Source organism: Rhodothermaceae bacterium (genome assembly GCA_009838195.1).
In the GTDB taxonomy this organism is placed as follows: domain Bacteria; phylum Bacteroidota; class Rhodothermia; order Rhodothermales; family Bin80; genus Bin80.
In genome coordinates this window covers 240610-257567 of sequence record VXSC01000047.1, presented here as the reverse complement: position 1 = coordinate 257567, position 16958 = coordinate 240610, and the positions used below count along the sequence as shown (strand labels likewise).

Below are 16958 nucleotides of genomic sequence, written 5' to 3'. Positions count from 1 at the left end.
GTTCGCTTACATGCAGCAGTATATCCATCTACTGGCAACGACCAGCGGACTATCTCTACCCACAGATCTGTGGGTTCCTGCAACCGCAAAAGTCAAGCCTCAAAGATCGTGGCAGGTTGCAGGCGGGGTCGTTCGTACCCTTTTCGATGGAATGTTCGAGCTGTCCGTTGAGGGGTATTTTAAGAAAATGAGCAATCTGATTGAGTATGAGGAGGGTGCTGATTATTTTGATACGGTTTTTGGTGGTACATGGGAAGACCGTGTTGAAGCCGGACGTGGCCTTGCCTACGGCGGAGAGATCTTTTTTCAAAAGAAATCCGGGCGCACAACCGGCTGGGTTGGCTATACTCTGTCGTGGAGTCGCCGGAAATTTGATAAAATCAACAATGGCCGCTGGTTCCCGTACCGATATGATCGTCGCCATGATGCATCTGTGGTGATCAGCCACGAAATAAATCCCCGGTTTGATATCAGTGCAACATGGGTTTATGGCACTGGGCAAGCCGTGACATTGCCGGTTGGATATATGGTTTCCGCGTCCCATTTGTGGGACTCCATATATTCATCGAGGTTTGGGCTTTCTGAATTTGATATTCAAAGTTCCCGCAACGGTGCACGTTTACCGGCATATCATCGGCTGGATATTGGATTGCGTAGGCATCGAATGCTGGGACGGGTAAAACGCACGCTATCCATAGGCGCCTACAATACGTACAGTCGCAGAAATGCCATCAGTATCATTACAGAAAGAGATGGGGATGGGGATCTAATCTTCAAGAAGTTTTCGATACTCCCAATTCTTCCTTCCATCAGCTATCAACTATCATTTTAATACCGATGCGAGACGAGAACAAATTGATGGCATTTCCTACCCCATCCCCGAACCGAAGGAGTGAGTGTGACCGATTTTCAGACGGGTATGGTTGGGGGCAGATTTCTTTTCTGGTGTGTTGCCCGCGATTCATCGGTCTCCTCATATTGCTCTTGTTGCCAGCTTGTGAGACCGTGATAGAGATTGATCCGCCAGAGTATGATCCGGAGCTTTCAATTTCCAGCAATTTCACACCAGATTCAATCTGGTCAGCGATCATTACCCAAACGGTTCCCGTCGGTAGCTTGCGTGATACTCCAGATCCGCTTGTATCAAATGCTACGGTCAGGGTCTATCAGGGCGAATCGCTGATCGACCGATTGATTTATGATCTGGATCGTGGCGAATATGTCTCTGCCCAGGGACTGAGGCCTCGAGCGAATATCCCGTACCGTATGGTTGTGGATGCTCCCGGGTTTCGTTCGGCTTCTGCGATGTCCACGGCGCCTCTTCCTCCAGATATTGCGGATGTAGAGATAGGGCGATTGAGTGATATCCCCAATGTTTTTGGAGAGACCGAATATCAGGTCGATTTTCGTTTGCCGAATCGTCCGGGATTGAACTATTACAGTTTCTTCATACTTATTGAATATCCCGAAGTGGGTCCTTCGGACTCACCGTATGGGCCTAATTATGCATATATGTCCCATGACAGCCGCCGGTGGTATTGTAATTTCACGGATGTCCTGAACCCGGTTGAAGTTGCTGTTGGTGACGATTATGGATGTGCGATTGGGGCTCTGTCCGACAGAAATGTTGATGAACCAACTCTTGATTTCGAAATCAAATTTGATCTCAGCGAAGAATTGGGAGAGTCTTTGGATCAAGGTTTGCTTCTGGTGGTATTGGCATTGAGCCCAGAATTTGTCGAATATCAGGCCTCAATTGAAGAACAGTGGGATTTTGATGGGTTTGGGCAGCCCGTCAATCTTTACACTAACATTGAAGGTGGGCGGGGCATTTTTGCTGGCTATTCTGGAGCGTATCATATCTTGGGTATCCCCAAGTTTGGGGATGAATAATTCGAGTCGTACGTTCGATGCAATGCTGTATGACTGCGTCTTTATCGGATGCTACTCCCTCAGGTGTGCTCGGTCCAACGTCACTTACTTTTGAAATTATATCCTTGGGTTCTGAATGCGATCTGTTGGATTCACATGTCCGATGTCGTGACATCGGCCTTCATACTGGACTGCACTGTTTCTCCAATCAAGTCAGATAAGGTTTCCAGAAATAGTGTATTGCTATTCAGCATCTCTGCAACTTCAAAATGATGTATCCCTGCCCGGCTGGCATAGTCCCGACAGGCGATATCCATGCTGTAGGTCGTTTGTAGATTTTCCGTAGTTCCACAAAGCGGTAGGAGCATTACACAACGGTTTCCCACATCTGCTGCTTTGACGATTTTCTTCTTCAACTCACGCAGGTGATCACCTATATGTCCGTAGTACGCATAAAATGCCGTATAAGCAGATCGCTTTTCCTTCCGTTGCTGCATAACCTCTTGGCTCACTTGCAAGACCTCGGCCTGGAATTTGGCTTTATCTTGGCCTGGTATCCCCGGCGCACAGAAGATCACTGCCACACTGGATCGAAGCGGTTTCGGAAATCGCTGAAGTGTTTGATCTATGCGTTCACTAAGTGCCGTAAGGACCTTGGGAGCACGGCCAAACGGTGGAATCTCATGGGTTGGCCATTGGGGGATTTTTTGATTATCCACCAGTTCGTGCCAGTTGCCGACCGATTTTTGCCGTCCGGCATTTGACTCCTGTAAATATGCAGGAATCAGGATCACGTGTTTGATGCCATCCTGTCTCATTTGATGTGCCGTTTCGCGTGCAAATGGGTGGGCGTACTGCATCGCAGCATACACACGAAAGTTTACACCAATCCTGTTACCCCAGCGTCGCACCAGCTTACTTTCAAGCCCCCGCACCTGTTCGTTGACCAATTTTATCGCCGGACAATTTCCCCCGACTGCACTCAACTCGTGCTGCACTTTCTCCCGCATGGAAGCTGCCGCCAACCACGAAAATAACGCCTGAAAATTGCGGAATACCCGCGATTGTCTGCGTACGTACTTATCGTCATAGACGCGGCGTAGAAACGAATGAACCTCCTTTACTCGACTTGGACCACCCCAGTGGAATAGTACCACCCCAATTCTGTCACGCCTTTGGATTTGCCTCGGACATCCAGACGGTGTTCTTAGGACAGGTTGTTGCACAGATATACCCCCATCAATGGTTGTGTTCAGGGAGAAACAGCTTACCCACGATTGTACGTTGCAAACGTTTTCATAGATCCCGATTAAATTCTATGAAGAAATTTCACCGAAAACATTCGCGCATCCGCGGAAGCGCTTCCAGAAATTCGAGGAGTTCGGCTTTAACCTCCATCGAGTTTTTCTTTACCGGGTACGCAAAATGAGGATGCTGACAGTACGGTGTAATACGATTTTGTGCATCAGTGCGTGACGGGCACCATAATGGACATCTACCCATACGGGAAGTCCCCCTGCAATGCTCGGTCTAGCGTCACTTATTTTCGCCTGCGACAGCTCAAATGTTCACGGGGATGCGTCCGTAGGATTGGCGAAGCAGACTAACGATGAATCAACGAGATCGTACTTGAATGATATTCGGAGGTGGCTCTGCATAAATAAATCCCCGGCGGCAGTGCTTCAGCATTGAAAACATAATTGTAGGTCCCCACAGCATGAAACTCATTGGTCAGCGTCGTCACCTTTTGACCAAGTACGTTAAAGACGTCCAGCTCGATGTGCATCGGCTCATCAACCTGTATGGATAGGGATACCTGATCCCGAAATGGATTTGGATAGCTAGGCGATAGCTCGAAACGTCGATCGGGGATTTCAGCAGTGGTCCTGAGTTCGATAGGTCCAACTGGGGAAAGGTCTTTGTCAGAAAATCCTTCGAAGTCAACCCCATAGCGCAGCGCACGAAAGACTCCATTCTGCAGGCGGACCGAGCCCGGAGGGCCAAATGGAGGAATCGGGTCTCCCTGCGATAAAGGGCCGGTTTGTACTACGGGGTTGACGTATTCCCAGATGAGTTGATCCGACCCTGCTGCAAGTTCAAAAATACGCCCCGTCATTCCCTCCGCAATCAACGTATTTCCATTAGGAAGGCGTTGTTGACCGGAGATGAAGTCGCTATAGAATTCGCCTGGCGCTGAGTAATCCCAGGCAGTCTCAGGATCCTGAAAGGATCCATCCAGGTCCTGGGCGTACCAGACTGCATCTCCATAGGAATCTTCCATGTACGGGAGTACGAGTTCATGGACCGTTGAGAAATTCCCTTCCGGCTGCCCGACTCCATTCTCGAATACGAGCAAATTCCCTGCCCCAGGCAAACCGTCAGAAATCCACAGGACAGAATGAAGGAAGTGCAGTGTCTGATCTTCCTCACCTCCTGCACCATATATCCGGGGATTGCCCCAGCGGTACAATAGTTGGCCTCCTAATCCAAAATTTCCTCCCGCATTTCCGCGTGCTTCTTCTGTTGAGGGGCTATGGTCAATGATCCAAAATTCATCAATAAACGATGCACTGACTGCGATCACATCCAGTTCCTCGTTGTAATCCAGTGCATTGAAGTGGAGCCAGTCACCACCGACAGAGGTATTGACATCAATGCGCCCGGGATGGTCAGAAATACGTTCAGCATAGGTATCCGATAGTAGCGGGTTATGATCTTGAACAAGATGGTCCCAGGAATCCCACTGCCATACGATTTCTATCGTATCGGGCAATATCGGTTTGAATTCGACAATTCGCTCGCTCAATATCTGATTCTGATCGTCAGCGAGATTGGCAGGGTCATAGCCTACAGAGGTAATCGCATCCATATCCCGCCGATCCCAGACGATTCCAAGCAGGTTGCCATTTGGCAGCGGGACCACGTCATGGTGGAGCATATATGTATCGGCTACAAAGTCGTACTGCCACCGTACTGAGCCATCCCATTCGATAATTTCGAGCCGTCCTGAGAGACCTTGAACATCCCTCCATGAATTAGGAGCGGCAGAAACTCTGAGAAGAGCCCCGTCAGGCAATAGTCGGTTGGTGCTTCCAAATGCGGCACTGGCATCCCATTTATGCACGTTTTGTCCTTCCAGATTGATCAAATAGACGCTAGGGTGGAGTATCGGCGTAATCAAGGTGTACCCTTCATATGCACCGGGATCGTTGCGCATAAGTCCCACGGTTTGATCCTGTGCCTGTACTGGAAATGCAAACAGCAGAACAGAGGCGAAAAGGCAAGCCTTGCAGGATAGCGGCAAGGTCTCGGTCACATTTTGTTTCATGGGATGACGCATGTTCTATTGATTGTGTGGATAAATGGGAAGGCGTTCAATGCGGTGAAACGTAATTCCGTACATTGCTTCTCCGTCATTTCGTATGACAGCTTCATAGACCACATCCTTTGTGGCGTAATCAACTTCAACCGTTTTCCCGTTGGGCCCGTTTTCAAAATTGGCACCGGGCATGAAGACGACGGTATTCTCGTCCTGGTGATAATCAACATCCGATACGATGCCTGAATAGGTTGTATGGCCGCGTTCACGGCCATATTCCCAAACCTGCTGAATCGTCATCGCCTCGTCATCAATTCGATATTCGACCGCCCGGCTGAATACAGGCTGTCCTTGGTAATGTCGGTTGTCCCCATTGTCGAATAAAAACAGGGTCCCCTGTGGCGTTAACTTGGGTGCATGCTGATACCACGCCCACGAGAATTCCGAATGGTCACTAAACCCTGCAAGTACCCGGGTATCTGTGATGGGCATCCCATTTGCATCCAGGGGTTGCAAGAGTTTGGTGTTAAGGTCCGTCCCATTCCCGGATCGGTTCCAACCTCTATGCGGAGCCAAAAGCCAAATCAATTCATTGTCACGAGTCAGCTTTACGGTCCCTTGGACACGTCCAGACACGATGATCGCATCTTTCTCTTCGTCATAGGCCAGGCCATTTGCGTGGAACCAGTCTCTAGAATTACTACTCCATATGCGCCGCCGTGAATCCAGCGACTGTCTAAGATCCCATACTTGCACAATGACTCCACTCTCGCGGTCAATTTCCAGGATATGATCCTCTATGGTGGGGAGTCCATGTTTGTTGACCGTTGCCAATAAATTTCCGTTCGGGAGTTCAAGAACGTGATGGTGAAAGGTGTACCCCGGCAGAGGCCACTCATTGACGACTCTGCCCAACATGTCCATCTCAACCAGACGCCCGCTACTACCGTCGCCGAAGTAGAGATTACCGTTTTCGAGGCGCTCAACTCCGACGTCATAAAACAGATTTCCCAGCACAGGATGTGCATCCATATTGGCATACCATCGAATATGCCCATATTGATCAAAAATGAACGGGATTTGTGGCAACTCACGATTGGTGTGTCCGAAGTAACTCACTAGGTTCATACCCGGCTTTTTTCGCCCTGTATTGACGCGAACATTGATGGTTGGGAGTTCCTGTAAGCGATGTGGGGTATCAATAGGACGGGTTTCCTCTCCCAGTAATTGATTCGCATTGTCATAGAATCGAATATGCAAGGTGTTGCTGTGCGAAGCGTAGAGACCGAGTACCGGGAGTGTAAATGACGTGCCGGTTTCTTCAAAGCGGTGGATGAGATTTTCTTCATCATCGTTGCGGCTTGCGATTTCCAGTTCTACTTGGACGGGTTGCGTGGTTTGCAGCTTGAGCTCTGCCGAAAGGGGGGTATAGCCAGTTGGATTTAGGACTAGGCTTTCACTCGTGATCAGATGCCCAAGTCCTTTCTCGGTCGTTCCCGGATCCATGGGGCCACTATCACAGCCAAGCAGGAAAGAGAAGGCAAAAGCGAGGAGAGAATATTTCAGGGCAGATGTCATCTGGCGCTACGATTCTGCACGTTCACCGGCAATTAGGACCACGGTGGGCCTGTTCTGCCCCCTTCGGGACTGGTCTGCACCACCAGCCGGGAGGCTGACCACAAGCAATCAAGGATCATTCTAACAGGACGAAGGGGCACAGCTGCTTCTGAAGATACTGAATCCGTCAAAAACCACGCCTTCTTTCATTTCGGGATTGCAATGCACCAACGGGATCAGTAAAATTTTGGCTAATCAGGCGCGGCCCTATCTTCTTCGTCATACCAACATGAGATAATACATGTGAGGTGTTTGCAGAGACAATTTAATGACACTAATTTGCGTCCTGATCGTTTACGTCCCCTCATGTGCCTCTAGATAGAAAACCATGTGCAGAAGTCAGAAAAAACCAGTTTGGTCCCCAATGCTGAGTGATTCAAGCATGATAACGCCCACGATGAATTCAAATCCCTTTAAGGAGGTAGGCTCTGCCACCGTTAGATATTCTGGCGGGGGCCTGCTTGAGGTGGGTCGGGGGATCTCGCGTGCTTAATATTTCTGCAACTGCAATGATCCCGTTCCGGGGGAGAAGTGGAGCCAAGGGGAGTCGAACCCCTGACCTCTTGAATGCCATTCAAGCGCTCTACCAACTGAGCTATGGCCCCGATAGACAGAAGTTACACAAGGATTTCTTTTTGTAGTTCCAGTGATCCCTCATTCATACAAAGAATCAGACTATCAAAGATCAACAGAATGATTGATGCCGAACGGTGACCAGAAAAGTCCGGTCGCGCGCAGGGCCACGGAGCAGACCCCAAATAAGCTATTACAGGTTGTCAAGTTTGGAGGAACTTCGGTAGGCAGTACGCGGGCCATCCAGCAAGCGATTCGCCTAGTTCAGGATATTCCCGGGGGGATCCAGCGCGTTGTCGTGGTTTCTGCGATGGCAGGAGTCACGGATCGGTTATTGGGAGCCATAGAGATTTCTTTTGGGGCAGAGGAGCCTGTACAGAGCTCCATTCAGGAGTTACGTGAGCAGCATGAGCGAGTCCTGAACGAGTTGGTGACCGAAGAGGAAAAACAGGGCGTAAGACAGCAGTTGGATGCACTCTGGGATGAACTGGAAAGGCTATTGCGGGGGATTGCTCTCATCGGAGAATGCTCCGCTCGTACTAGGGATGCGATTTTAAGTATTGGTGAACGGGCATTTGCTCCACTGCTCTCTGCGGCGTTCCGCTCTATGGGAGAACAATCCATTGCGGTGGATGCTCGAGATTTGATCCGAACGGACGATAACTATGGGGATGCATATGTAGACTTTGAAGAGTCTACGCGCACGATCCAAACGTATTTTCAGGGTTTTTCATCAAGTCAGATTACCGTAGTGACGGGATATATCGCATCCGCGTCCGATGGATCAACGACAACACTTGGGCGCTCAGGGAGTGATTTTACAGCAACAATTCTCGGTTCTGTATTACGTGCAAGACGGGTCGTGATCTGGACCGATGTGGATGGAGTCTTATCTGCGGATCCCCGTGATGTCCCCGAGGCGTTTCCATTGGCTCGCCTGAGTTATACTGAAGCGGCAGAAATGGCCTACTTCGGTGCTCGTGTCTTGCATCCGAGGACCATGCGGCCGGTGCAAACACTGGGAATTCCACTGCTCATCAAAAACTCACTAAATCCCAAAGCACCAGGTACGCTGATTTCGAATGAGTCTCAATCGGTTGAGCTCAGAGTAAAAGCAATCTCTACGATTCGGGATGTCGCAGTGATCATGCTGGAGGGCAATGGCATGTTAGGTGTGCCAGGAATCGCTGCACGCGCCTTTGTATCCCTGGCGGATCAAAAGATTAATGTGCTTATGATCGCGCAGGCCTCCAGCGAACACAGTATCTGTATGGTTGTGCGCGAAGTGGCCGCAGACGCAGCCGTAAAAACGCTTCGAAATGTCTTTGCAGGAGAATTGGCAAAACGAGACATCAGTGGTATTTACGCGATCCCCAGATGTGCGATTGTTTCTGCAGTAGGTGACCGCATGCGGCACCATCCGGGGCTAGCAGGGCGAATGTTCGCCACATTGGGACGCAGTCGGGTGAATGTGTTGTCCATCGCACAAGGGGCTGCGGAAACAAATATTTCAGCGGTGGTCCGCGATGACGAGGTGCGACGCGCCGTACGAGCTCTCCATGAGGCATTCCCTTTGGGGCGCCTGCGGGCGCATATATGTCTATTGGGACCGGGACGGGTTGGAGCCCATTTATTGCAACTTCTTGCGGATCAGAAAGAGAATCTACTGGAGCGGGTTAAGTTGAATGTGCGACTTGTTGGTCTTGCGAATTCTCAAAAAATGCTCTGGAACCCGGATGGGCTTGCGTTTGATACAGCGGTTTCGGATCTCGCCCATGGATCGCCAGCCAATTTGAACTGGCTTTTGGAACAGTTGGGTGCTAGTCGGCTGGAACGAATCATTGTCGTTGATGCAACTGCGAGTGAGGAGGTTGCTTCCTACTATCCCGATTTTCTTGAGCTTGGATTCGGGGTCGTTACCGCAAATAAGTTGGCCAATACTCTGGATTTACCATTTTATCAGCGACTCCAGAAGGCAGCTAAGCGACGCGGTGTGGCTTTCCGATATGAAACGACAGTAGGTGCTGCAATTCCGGTTATTTCCACGATAAAGGATTTGGTACGATCAGGGGATCGGGTTCATAAGATTGAAGGGGTTTTCTCCGGTACGTTGGCCTATGTATTCAACAGCTTGGATGCTGGAGAATCGTTCTCGTCAATTGTAGAGAGTGCTCATAAGGAGGGGTGGACAGAGCCCGATCCGGCTGATGATTTGAGTGGGGAAGATGTTGCTAGGAAATTGTTGATTCTGGCTCGGGAGATCGGCCTGGAAGTCGAGCGAAATGATATCCGAGTCGAATCTTTGCTGCCGGCAGGACTCAAGGCGGAAAGTCCTCAAGCGCTGTTCAAAGAACTTACAGCTGTTGACCAGGAGTGGAAAGAAAGAGTAGACGAGGCGAAGAGCCGTGGTGAGCGGCTACGCTACATCGCCAGGCTTGAAGGGAACCAACTGGATGTAAGTGTCCAGGCGGTACCAGATGACTCCCCGTTTGCCACGGCATCTGGGCGGGGGAATATTATTGTATTTACCACGGATCGCTACAATGATGAGCCGCTGGTTGTACAAGGTCCGGGTGCAGGGCTTGGGGTAACTGCAGGAGGGCTCTTAATGGATCTCATCCACTCGGCAGAGTTGATGCCCTAGTCGTACGGTTTTTGCTACTTGTCAGGAGTGTAATGTCTGTTTCTTTACGAATTGCTATAGCTGGTACGGGTCGCATGGGCGAGGCCATAGAAGCGTGTGTACGCTCGCGTGGACACGCTATCATCGAGCGGTTCAACCGCAAAAACCCCGTAACGGAATCGGCTCTAGGATGCAATCCTGATGTCGTGATTGACTTCACACAACCCGAGGTTGTGCTCTCACACATCACCAAGTACTGCAAGACGAACACAGCTGCCGTAATTGGGACCACAGGATGGGATGACGAAATTGAAGAGGTTCAAAATCTTGTCAGTTCCTATGAGGCAAGTGTGCTCTACAGTTCCAATTATTCACTGGGGATACAGATCCTTCTTCAGGCGTTACACGCTCTTGGGCCGCTTCTGGACGAGTTGCCTGAGTTTGATGTGGCTGTGCATGAGTTGCATCATACAGCAAAGCTGGATTCACCAAGCGGCACCGCAATCAATTTGGCGGCGCAGTTGGTTGAAACTCTTCAGAGAAAGGAAAGGTGGGGCACCCCGTCTACGCCATATGATCCCTCCCAACTTGAGGTTGTGTCCACTCGGCTTGGTCATGTATTCGGGCAGCATCGGGTCATGATTGATGGTCCTGCGGATCGCATTATACTGGAGCACACCGCCAAGAATCGGGGAGGATTTGCTCTCGGGGCAGTGCGGGCGGCAGAGTGGATACAGGGACGAACAGGATTTTTCACACTTCAAGATATGCTCGCCGAATGGCTTGCAGGCTCCACAATCAAATAGTTGTCAATAATTAACGTAAATCCATGATTTTTACAGGTTCAGCAACGGCGCTGGTCACTCCCTTTTCTGGAGACGGATTGATTGACGAAGCTGCTTTTTGTAACCTGATTGATCGTCAAATCCAATCAGGCTCTTCCGCAGTGGTCGTATTGGGCACGACCGGAGAAAATGCAACCATTACTCCGAAGGAGCGAAGCAGGCTTTCGGCCATTGCAGTGGAGCAGGTTGCTGGCCGGGTTCCTCTGATTATTGGGACTGGAAATAACTCGACCAGTGAAAGTATTGCGTTCTCGGTCGAAGCAGATCGTCTGGGAGCAGACGGATTGCTTGTTGTGGGCCCCTACTACAATAAGCCACCACAAAGGGGGTTCAAGGCACATGTAGCGGCGATTGCAGACGCTACGTCGTGTCCGATCATTCTCTATAATGTTCCAGGGCGTACAGGCTTTGATGCAAGCACCGAATCGATTCTTGAGATGGCACACGAGATTCCCTCAGTGGCAGGTGTGAAAGAGGCATCGGGTGACTTGGCGAAGGTTGCAGACCTTGTCCAGGGACGGCCGGAAGGGTTTGCCGTCTATTCTGGAGATGATGAATGGACTTTATTCTTTTTGGCTCTTGGCGCAGATGGGGTGATCTCAGTGGTCAGCAACGTTCTTCCGCGTCTGATGAGTCGACTGGTTCGATTGGGTCTAGAGGGTGAACTCAAGGAAGCATCACAGGTCCATTACACTCTATTAAGGGCCATGCGCGCCTGTTTTCTGGATACCAACCCGATACCGGCGAAGGCAGTCCTGGCCAAGCTCGGATACGCGGAGTCTACCCTACGTCTGCCTCTGGTTGCAATATCGGCGGAGCAGGAAGAGGTCATTATGTCTGAATTTCTGACCGCACTGGAAGCGGAGGAGGCCTAAATTATCAGAGCCCCAATATAGAAGGGGAAGTCTAACAACAAAATGAAGACATTCTTGAGGGGTTTTCAAAGATTAGAGGTGAACCATTGTTTTGGTTACGCCGAATCGCGACGGGAGCAGAATCTCGTATGAATACCAATCAGGAGATTGTCTACCAACTAAATGACGGATATTATTTCTGGAATCGGAGAGGATGAGGAGGGACGAATAGTCCCTCTGAGTATCACCGAGGAAATGGAATCTTCCTACATTGATTATTCAATGTCGGTGATTGTAGGGCGGGCCCTCCCGGATGTTCGGGATGGATTGAAACCCGCTCATCGGCGTGTCCTGTATGGTATGAATGAACTGGGATTAACGCCCGGGTCCACCTATAAAAAGAGTGCTCGTATTGTTGGGGAGGTGTTGGGGAAGTACCATCCGCACGGAGATTCGTCCGTCTATGACACCATGGTGCGGATGGCTCAGGATTTTTCATTGCGCTATCCGCTCGTAGACGGTCAGGGCAATTTTGGATCTGTCGACGGTGATTCCGCCGCCGCAATGCGGTATACAGAGGCGCGCCTGACGCGTCTTGCGTCTGAGCTGCTTCGCGACATCCGACAGGAAACTGTGGATTATCAGGAAAATTTTGACGGTTCTCTAGAAGAGCCCGTTGTTTTGCCTGCGGCGCTTCCTAACCTGTTGGTGAATGGCGGTGATGGGATCGCTGTTGGGATGGCAACTAAAATCCCTCCTCATAATCTCAGAGAAGTCGCTTCGGCGATCATTGCATACATCGATAATCCCGAGATAGATACGCTGGGGCTGATGGAGTATATTCCCGGTCCGGATTTCCCAACGGGGGGAATTATCTGTGGGACGAGTGGGATTCACTCCGCTTATCATACTGGGCGAGGACGGATTCTTGTGCGGGCTCGTATGCATGAGGAGGAGCTAAGCAGCGGAAGGATTGCTCTTGTGATTACAGAGATCCCATATCAGGTCAATAAGGCTGTCCTAGTGGAAAAGATTGCCGAACTGGTGCGAGATAAGCGGATCCAGGATATCAGCGATCTACGTGATGAGAGTGACCGGGATGGCATGCGGATCGTCGTTGAATTGAAGAAAGATGCCCAGGCCCAGGTTGTTGAAAACAAGCTCTACAAATACTCCAGATGCCAGCAGTCGTTTGGGGCAAACTTGGTGGCTCTTGTCCATGGACGACCGCAGACACTGACACTGAAAGATGCGGTCGTTCATTTTGTCGACCATCGGCATGAAGTCGTGACGCGGCGTACGCAGCATCAACTCAGCGAAGTTCAGAAGCAGGCGCACATCCTGGAAGGCCTTGTAATCTCGCTGGACCATCTTGATGCGGTCATTACGATGATTCGCGAGTCTGTCGATGTGGATGAGGCCCGGACCTGCCTGATCGAAGGCATCTGGCCGTCCAAACTAACCCCAGCGCAACTTGAGCGGCTGGGCCTTTCGGTAACTGCTCCGGGATCTACGGATCACGGCAGAGAAACCTGGCTGACTGAGGCGCAGGCAAACGCCATCCTTGCGCTTCGGTTAAGTCGATTGACAGGATTGGAGCGGGACAAGATTCTAGAAGATTTCCAATCCAAAAAAGAAGAAATCGCTCGCCTGACTGAGATCCTGGATAGTGAGGAGCTGCGGATGGATATCATTAAGGACGAACTCCAGGAGCTCGCAGATAAATATGGTGATGATCGTCGCACAGAGATTGATCCTTTGGCTGGGGATGACATCCTCATTGAGGATCTAATCGATAATCATAGGGTGGTCGTGACGATATCACATCAGGGGATCACGAAAAGAACTCCCCTGGACGATTTTCAGGCGCAAGGCCGTGGTGGAATGGGGGCACGAGGGAGTACACTTCGCGATGAGGATTATCTGGAGCATTTGTTCGTCTCGTATAACCTTGACTATCTATTGATTTTCACGGATCACGGTCAATGCTATTATTTGAGGGTGTATAATATTCCGGCTGGCGGCCGTACTGCGCGCGGGCGAAGTATTAGGAACCTGATCCCGATCTCATCGGATGATCGTATTCGAGCCGTGTTGCCGGTAAGCCGGGAAGACTTCCTCGACGAAGAATTTCTGAAGTCCCACTATATCCTGATGGCAACGCGCAGAGGACTTCTCAAAAAAACGGCGCTGTGGGCGTATCGTAGGCCTCGGAAAAATGGACTCATAGCGATCAGGATCCGGGAGGGAGATGCGGTACTGGAGGCTCGCCTGACAGACGGGAATGCTCAGATTGTTATGGCTTCTTCAGGAGGATTTGCCAATCGGCGTTCTGAAAAACGCATACGAGCCGTGGGGAGAGTCTCGCAAGGAGTGATCGGAATCAGGATGTCGGAAGATCAGCGGGTTGTCGGGATGGTGGTTGTATCCGAAGAAACGGAGCGGACACTTCTAACCGTCAGTGCAAATGGCTATGGCAAACGTTCGGCAATCAGCGATTATCCAGAAAGGATCGGTGCTGGAAAGGGAGTCATCGCACAAAAAATCAACGAGAAAACCGGTTCGCTTGTAGCCATTCGCGGAGTGCTGGACTCCGATGATTTGATGATTATTACCCAGAATGGAAATCTGATTCGGCAAGTTGTAAACAAGATCTCAGTGCTCGGACGGGCTACGCAAGGTGTTCGACTCATTCGACTCAGAGAAGATGATGCGATCGCTGATGTCACCCGCGTTATTTTAGAAGACGATGAAGCGGATCAGGATGCTCTACCGAACGAGGATTAGGGCTTGTGCTTATGCACAAAGAAGGGAGTTAGATACGAAAGCGCCAAAGGGCTAAGCCGTAACCGCCTCGGTCGGGATCATCTGCTCAAGTAGATCCATCCCCTCGTCAATTTCTGCTTTCGTGATGGTCAGTGCCGGTCGAAAACGAATCGAGGACTCTCCACACCCGATCACGATCAGCCCGTTCCTGAAACACAGCTTGAGAATCTTGTCACGTAGCGGCCGTGATGAGACATCCACCGCACACATCAGTCCACGGCCACGAGCATTCGTGAGACACTGCGTTTGATCCGCTAGTGCTTGCAGTCGGCTTAGTAGATGGTTGCCAACGGTAGTAGCATTTTCCAGGAGAGCGTCCTCCTCCATGATCTCCAGGATGCGGTCAACTCGTACCATATCCACGAGATTTCCACCCCAGGTAGAATTGATGCGTCCAGGTTTGACAAACACATGATCGTCAACTTCGTCAAGGCGCCGGCCTGCCAGAACACCACATACCTGCGTCTTCTTCCCGAATGCAATTAGGTCTGGCGTTACTCCCAGCTGTTCCCATGCCCAAAATGTACCCGTAATTCCCGCACCGCACTGCACTTCGTCGAAAATGAGCAGGGCATCATTTTCCAGGCATAACTCTTGGAGCCCTTGCAAAAACTCGGAACGAAAATGATTGTCACCCCCCTCACCCTGAATCGGCTCCAGTAGGATACAGGCAATTTCATCTCTGCGTTTAAGGAAGTAGGTTTTTGCTTCTTCCAAGGCCTGGCTCTCAAGGCGCTCGACCTGTTCTAGGTGGTCAGACAGAGGGAAAGTAATTTTTGGATTGAGAATACGAGGCCAGTCAAACTTTGGGAAGTATCTGGTCTTCCAGGGATCGGAGGTGTTGGTCAGGGACAAGGTATAACCGCTACGGCCATGGAACGCCTCACGGAGGTGCATCACCTGTTGACCACGCTCGGATGAAATTCCTTTGGCGAGGTTTTTTCGAACCTTCCAGTCAAATGCTGCTTTCAGTGCATTTTCGACAGCAAGTGCCCCGCCGGAAATAAAAAAGGCATAAGGTAGAGATGCAGGCTGTGCAATGCGCCCGAAGGTATTCAGGAATCGGGCCATATGGGTGGTCTGGATATCCGAGTTCGCAATCTTGTTGAGTGCCGCATCCTTGATTCGCTCAAGTGCCTCTTTGTCAGATTCCAGTTTCGGGTGATTCATCCCCAACATGCTGCTGGCAAAGAAGCCAAAAAAATCCAGATATGATTTTCCAGTGACCTCGTCAATGAGCCTGACTCCCTGGCTGCGCCGCATATCTAATACGAGGGGCATCATCCCCGTAGCATTCATATGCCTGCCGAAGATATCCCGTACTTGTTCAGGATCTATATGCATCGATTGTAAGGTGATTTCTCGTCAGGCCAATGGATCATTGCATGCATTTGAAGGTACGCACGAAATATAATAAAACTTCCTGGTCATTGAGTTCCAAAATCAAAAAACGCCCCTCTCTTCCCGGAGAAATTACGCTAAAAAAACGTTCGGGTTTAACAGGGGATGGGGTAGACAGCTTTGTTGGATTACCCGTGATTGAAGCCGCACCACGGGCACGGCGCCCTGATTGGCTGCGTGTGAAGCTTCCGTATGGCCCAGTATATCGGAAACTGGTAGATCTGATAGAGGACCACGATTTGCATACGGTATGCCAAAGTGCTCGCTGTCCGAATATGGGTGAATGTTGGACCGCAGGCACGGCAACGTTTATGATCCTTGGGAATGTATGTACACGCTCCTGTGGATTCTGCGCAGTTCAGACAGGACGACCAGAACCCGGATTGGATTACGATGAACCGCGCCGCGTGGCAGATGCTGCACGGATCATGGAGCTCAAACATGTGGTTGTAACCTCCGTCAATCGTGATGAGAGAAAAGATGGAGGAGCACCCATTTTTGCTGAAACCATTCGTCGGATCCGTGAAGAAATTCCAGGCTGTACGGTGGAGGTATTGATTCCCGACTTTCGAGGTGTATGGGACGCATTGCAAATTGTTTTGGATGAGCGTCCAGATATCCTGAATCACAATGTGGAAAGTGTCCCGAGACTCTATCGCAGGGTTCGTCCACAGGCAGACTATGAACGCTCACTGGAGGTGCTCAGGATTTCCAAAGAGCAGGGGCTGCGCACCAAGAGCGGTATTATGGTCGGGCTCGGTGAAACGAGCGAGGAAGTGCTAGAGCTGATGGACGATTTCGTACGGGTAGGAGTGGACGTGATGACCATCGGCCAGTACCTGCAGCCGACACGGATGCACCTAGATGTAGAGGAATTTATTCACCCGGATCAGTTTAGGTGGTACAAGGAAGTCGGGGAGGCCAAAGGGATCGAACATGTCGAGAGCGGTCCATTGGTGCGGAGTTCCTATCACGCGGAGCGCCACGTATAGTCAGACGGAACCGTGCGAGGAACATAGACCTTTGAA

At 50.6% G+C, this 16958-nt stretch carries 11 protein-coding genes and 1 tRNA gene; 7 read left to right on the top strand and 5 right to left on the bottom strand.

Features of this window, described 5'->3' with window-relative positions; translation table 11 throughout:
- Positions 1-10: 10 nt before the first annotated feature.
- Entirely contained in the window at positions 11-832 is an 822-nt protein-coding gene (locus F4Y64_11480) for a hypothetical protein (protein ID MXX98217.1), read from the top strand.
- A gap of 5 nt (positions 833-837) precedes the next feature.
- Positions 838-1893, top strand: a complete 1056-nt coding sequence (locus F4Y64_11475) for a DUF4249 domain-containing protein (protein MXX98216.1) — start codon at positions 838-840, stop codon at positions 1891-1893.
- Positions 1894-2024: 131 nt separating this feature from the next.
- On the opposite strand, the gene hemH is transcribed toward F4Y64_11475, so the two are convergent.
- From hemH to F4Y64_11455, 4 genes are all read right to left on the bottom strand, one after another.
- Entirely contained in the window at positions 2025-3182 is a 1158-nt protein-coding gene (gene hemH, locus F4Y64_11470; GenBank protein ID MXX98215.1) for a ferrochelatase, read from the bottom strand.
- A gap of 293 nt (positions 3183-3475) precedes the next feature.
- Positions 3476-5212 carry a T9SS type A sorting domain-containing protein gene (locus tag F4Y64_11465; GenBank protein ID MXX98214.1) on the bottom strand — a complete coding sequence of 579 codons (1737 nt, stop codon included), beginning with the start codon at positions 5210-5212 and terminating at the stop codon, positions 3476-3478.
- Between the two features lie 3 nt (positions 5213-5215).
- On the bottom strand, positions 5216-6769 hold the full coding sequence (locus F4Y64_11460; protein MXX98213.1) for an aryl-sulfate sulfotransferase: 1554 nt from the start codon (positions 6767-6769) through the stop codon (positions 5216-5218).
- A gap of 571 nt (positions 6770-7340) precedes the next feature.
- A tRNA-Ala gene (locus F4Y64_11455) sits at positions 7341-7413 on the bottom strand.
- A gap of 95 nt (positions 7414-7508) precedes the next feature.
- On the opposite strand from F4Y64_11455, the gene thrA reads away from it, so the two are divergent.
- The 4 genes from thrA to gyrA all read left to right on the top strand — a co-directional run bounded on the left by thrA (position 7509) and on the right by gyrA (position 14490).
- Complete coding sequence (gene thrA / locus F4Y64_11450; protein ID MXX98212.1) at positions 7509-10025, top strand: bifunctional aspartate kinase/homoserine dehydrogenase I; 2517 nt, start codon at positions 7509-7511, stop codon at positions 10023-10025.
- Between the two features lie 32 nt (positions 10026-10057).
- The gene (gene dapB / locus F4Y64_11445) at positions 10058-10810 is read left to right on the top strand and encodes a 4-hydroxy-tetrahydrodipicolinate reductase (GenBank protein MXX98211.1); all 753 of its coding nucleotides are present in this window, start codon (positions 10058-10060) and stop codon (positions 10808-10810) included.
- Between the two features lie 23 nt (positions 10811-10833).
- Positions 10834-11724 carry a 4-hydroxy-tetrahydrodipicolinate synthase gene (locus F4Y64_11440; protein MXX98210.1) on the top strand — a complete coding sequence of 297 codons (891 nt, stop codon included), beginning with the start codon at positions 10834-10836 and terminating at the stop codon, positions 11722-11724.
- A 162-nt stretch (positions 11725-11886) separates the two neighbouring features.
- The gene (gyrA, locus tag F4Y64_11435; protein MXX98209.1) at positions 11887-14490 is read left to right on the top strand and encodes a DNA gyrase subunit A; all 2604 of its coding nucleotides are present in this window, start codon (positions 11887-11889) and stop codon (positions 14488-14490) included.
- A 51-nt stretch (positions 14491-14541) separates the two neighbouring features.
- Here the strand turns inward: gyrA and F4Y64_11430 are convergent, their stop codons facing one another.
- Positions 14542-15873: an L-lysine 6-transaminase gene (locus tag F4Y64_11430; protein ID MXX98208.1), complete on the bottom strand. Its 1332-nt coding sequence runs from the start codon at positions 15871-15873 to the stop codon at positions 14542-14544.
- Positions 15874-15914: 41 nt separating this feature from the next.
- Here F4Y64_11430 and lipA point away from each other — a divergent pair, with 41 nt between their 5' ends.
- On the top strand, positions 15915-16922 hold the full coding sequence (gene lipA, locus F4Y64_11425; GenBank protein MXX98207.1) for a lipoyl synthase: 1008 nt from the start codon (positions 15915-15917) through the stop codon (positions 16920-16922).
- Positions 16923-16958 lie beyond the last annotated feature (36 nt).

Coding starts and splice junctions, on each gene's coding strand:
- thrA (MXX98212.1), top strand. CDS start 7,509: ATGCCGAACGGTGACCAGAAAAGTCCGGTCGCGCGCAGGGCCACGGAG.
- F4Y64_11430 (MXX98208.1), bottom strand. CDS start 15,873: ATGCATATAGATCCTGAACAAGTACGGGATATCTTCGGCAGGCATATG.
- F4Y64_11460 (MXX98213.1), bottom strand. CDS start 6,769: ATGACATCTGCCCTGAAATATTCTCTCCTCGCTTTTGCCTTCTCTTTC.
- gyrA (MXX98209.1), top strand. CDS start 11,887: ATGACGGATATTATTTCTGGAATCGGAGAGGATGAGGAGGGACGAATA.
- F4Y64_11440 (MXX98210.1), top strand. CDS start 10,834: ATGATTTTTACAGGTTCAGCAACGGCGCTGGTCACTCCCTTTTCTGGA.
- lipA (MXX98207.1), top strand. CDS start 15,915: ATGCATTTGAAGGTACGCACGAAATATAATAAAACTTCCTGGTCATTG.
- F4Y64_11480 (MXX98217.1), top strand. CDS start 11: ATGCAGCAGTATATCCATCTACTGGCAACGACCAGCGGACTATCTCTA.
- F4Y64_11465 (MXX98214.1), bottom strand. CDS start 5,212: ATGCGTCATCCCATGAAACAAAATGTGACCGAGACCTTGCCGCTATCC.
- dapB (MXX98211.1), top strand. CDS start 10,058: ATGTCTGTTTCTTTACGAATTGCTATAGCTGGTACGGGTCGCATGGGC.
- F4Y64_11475 (MXX98216.1), top strand. CDS start 838: ATGCGAGACGAGAACAAATTGATGGCATTTCCTACCCCATCCCCGAAC.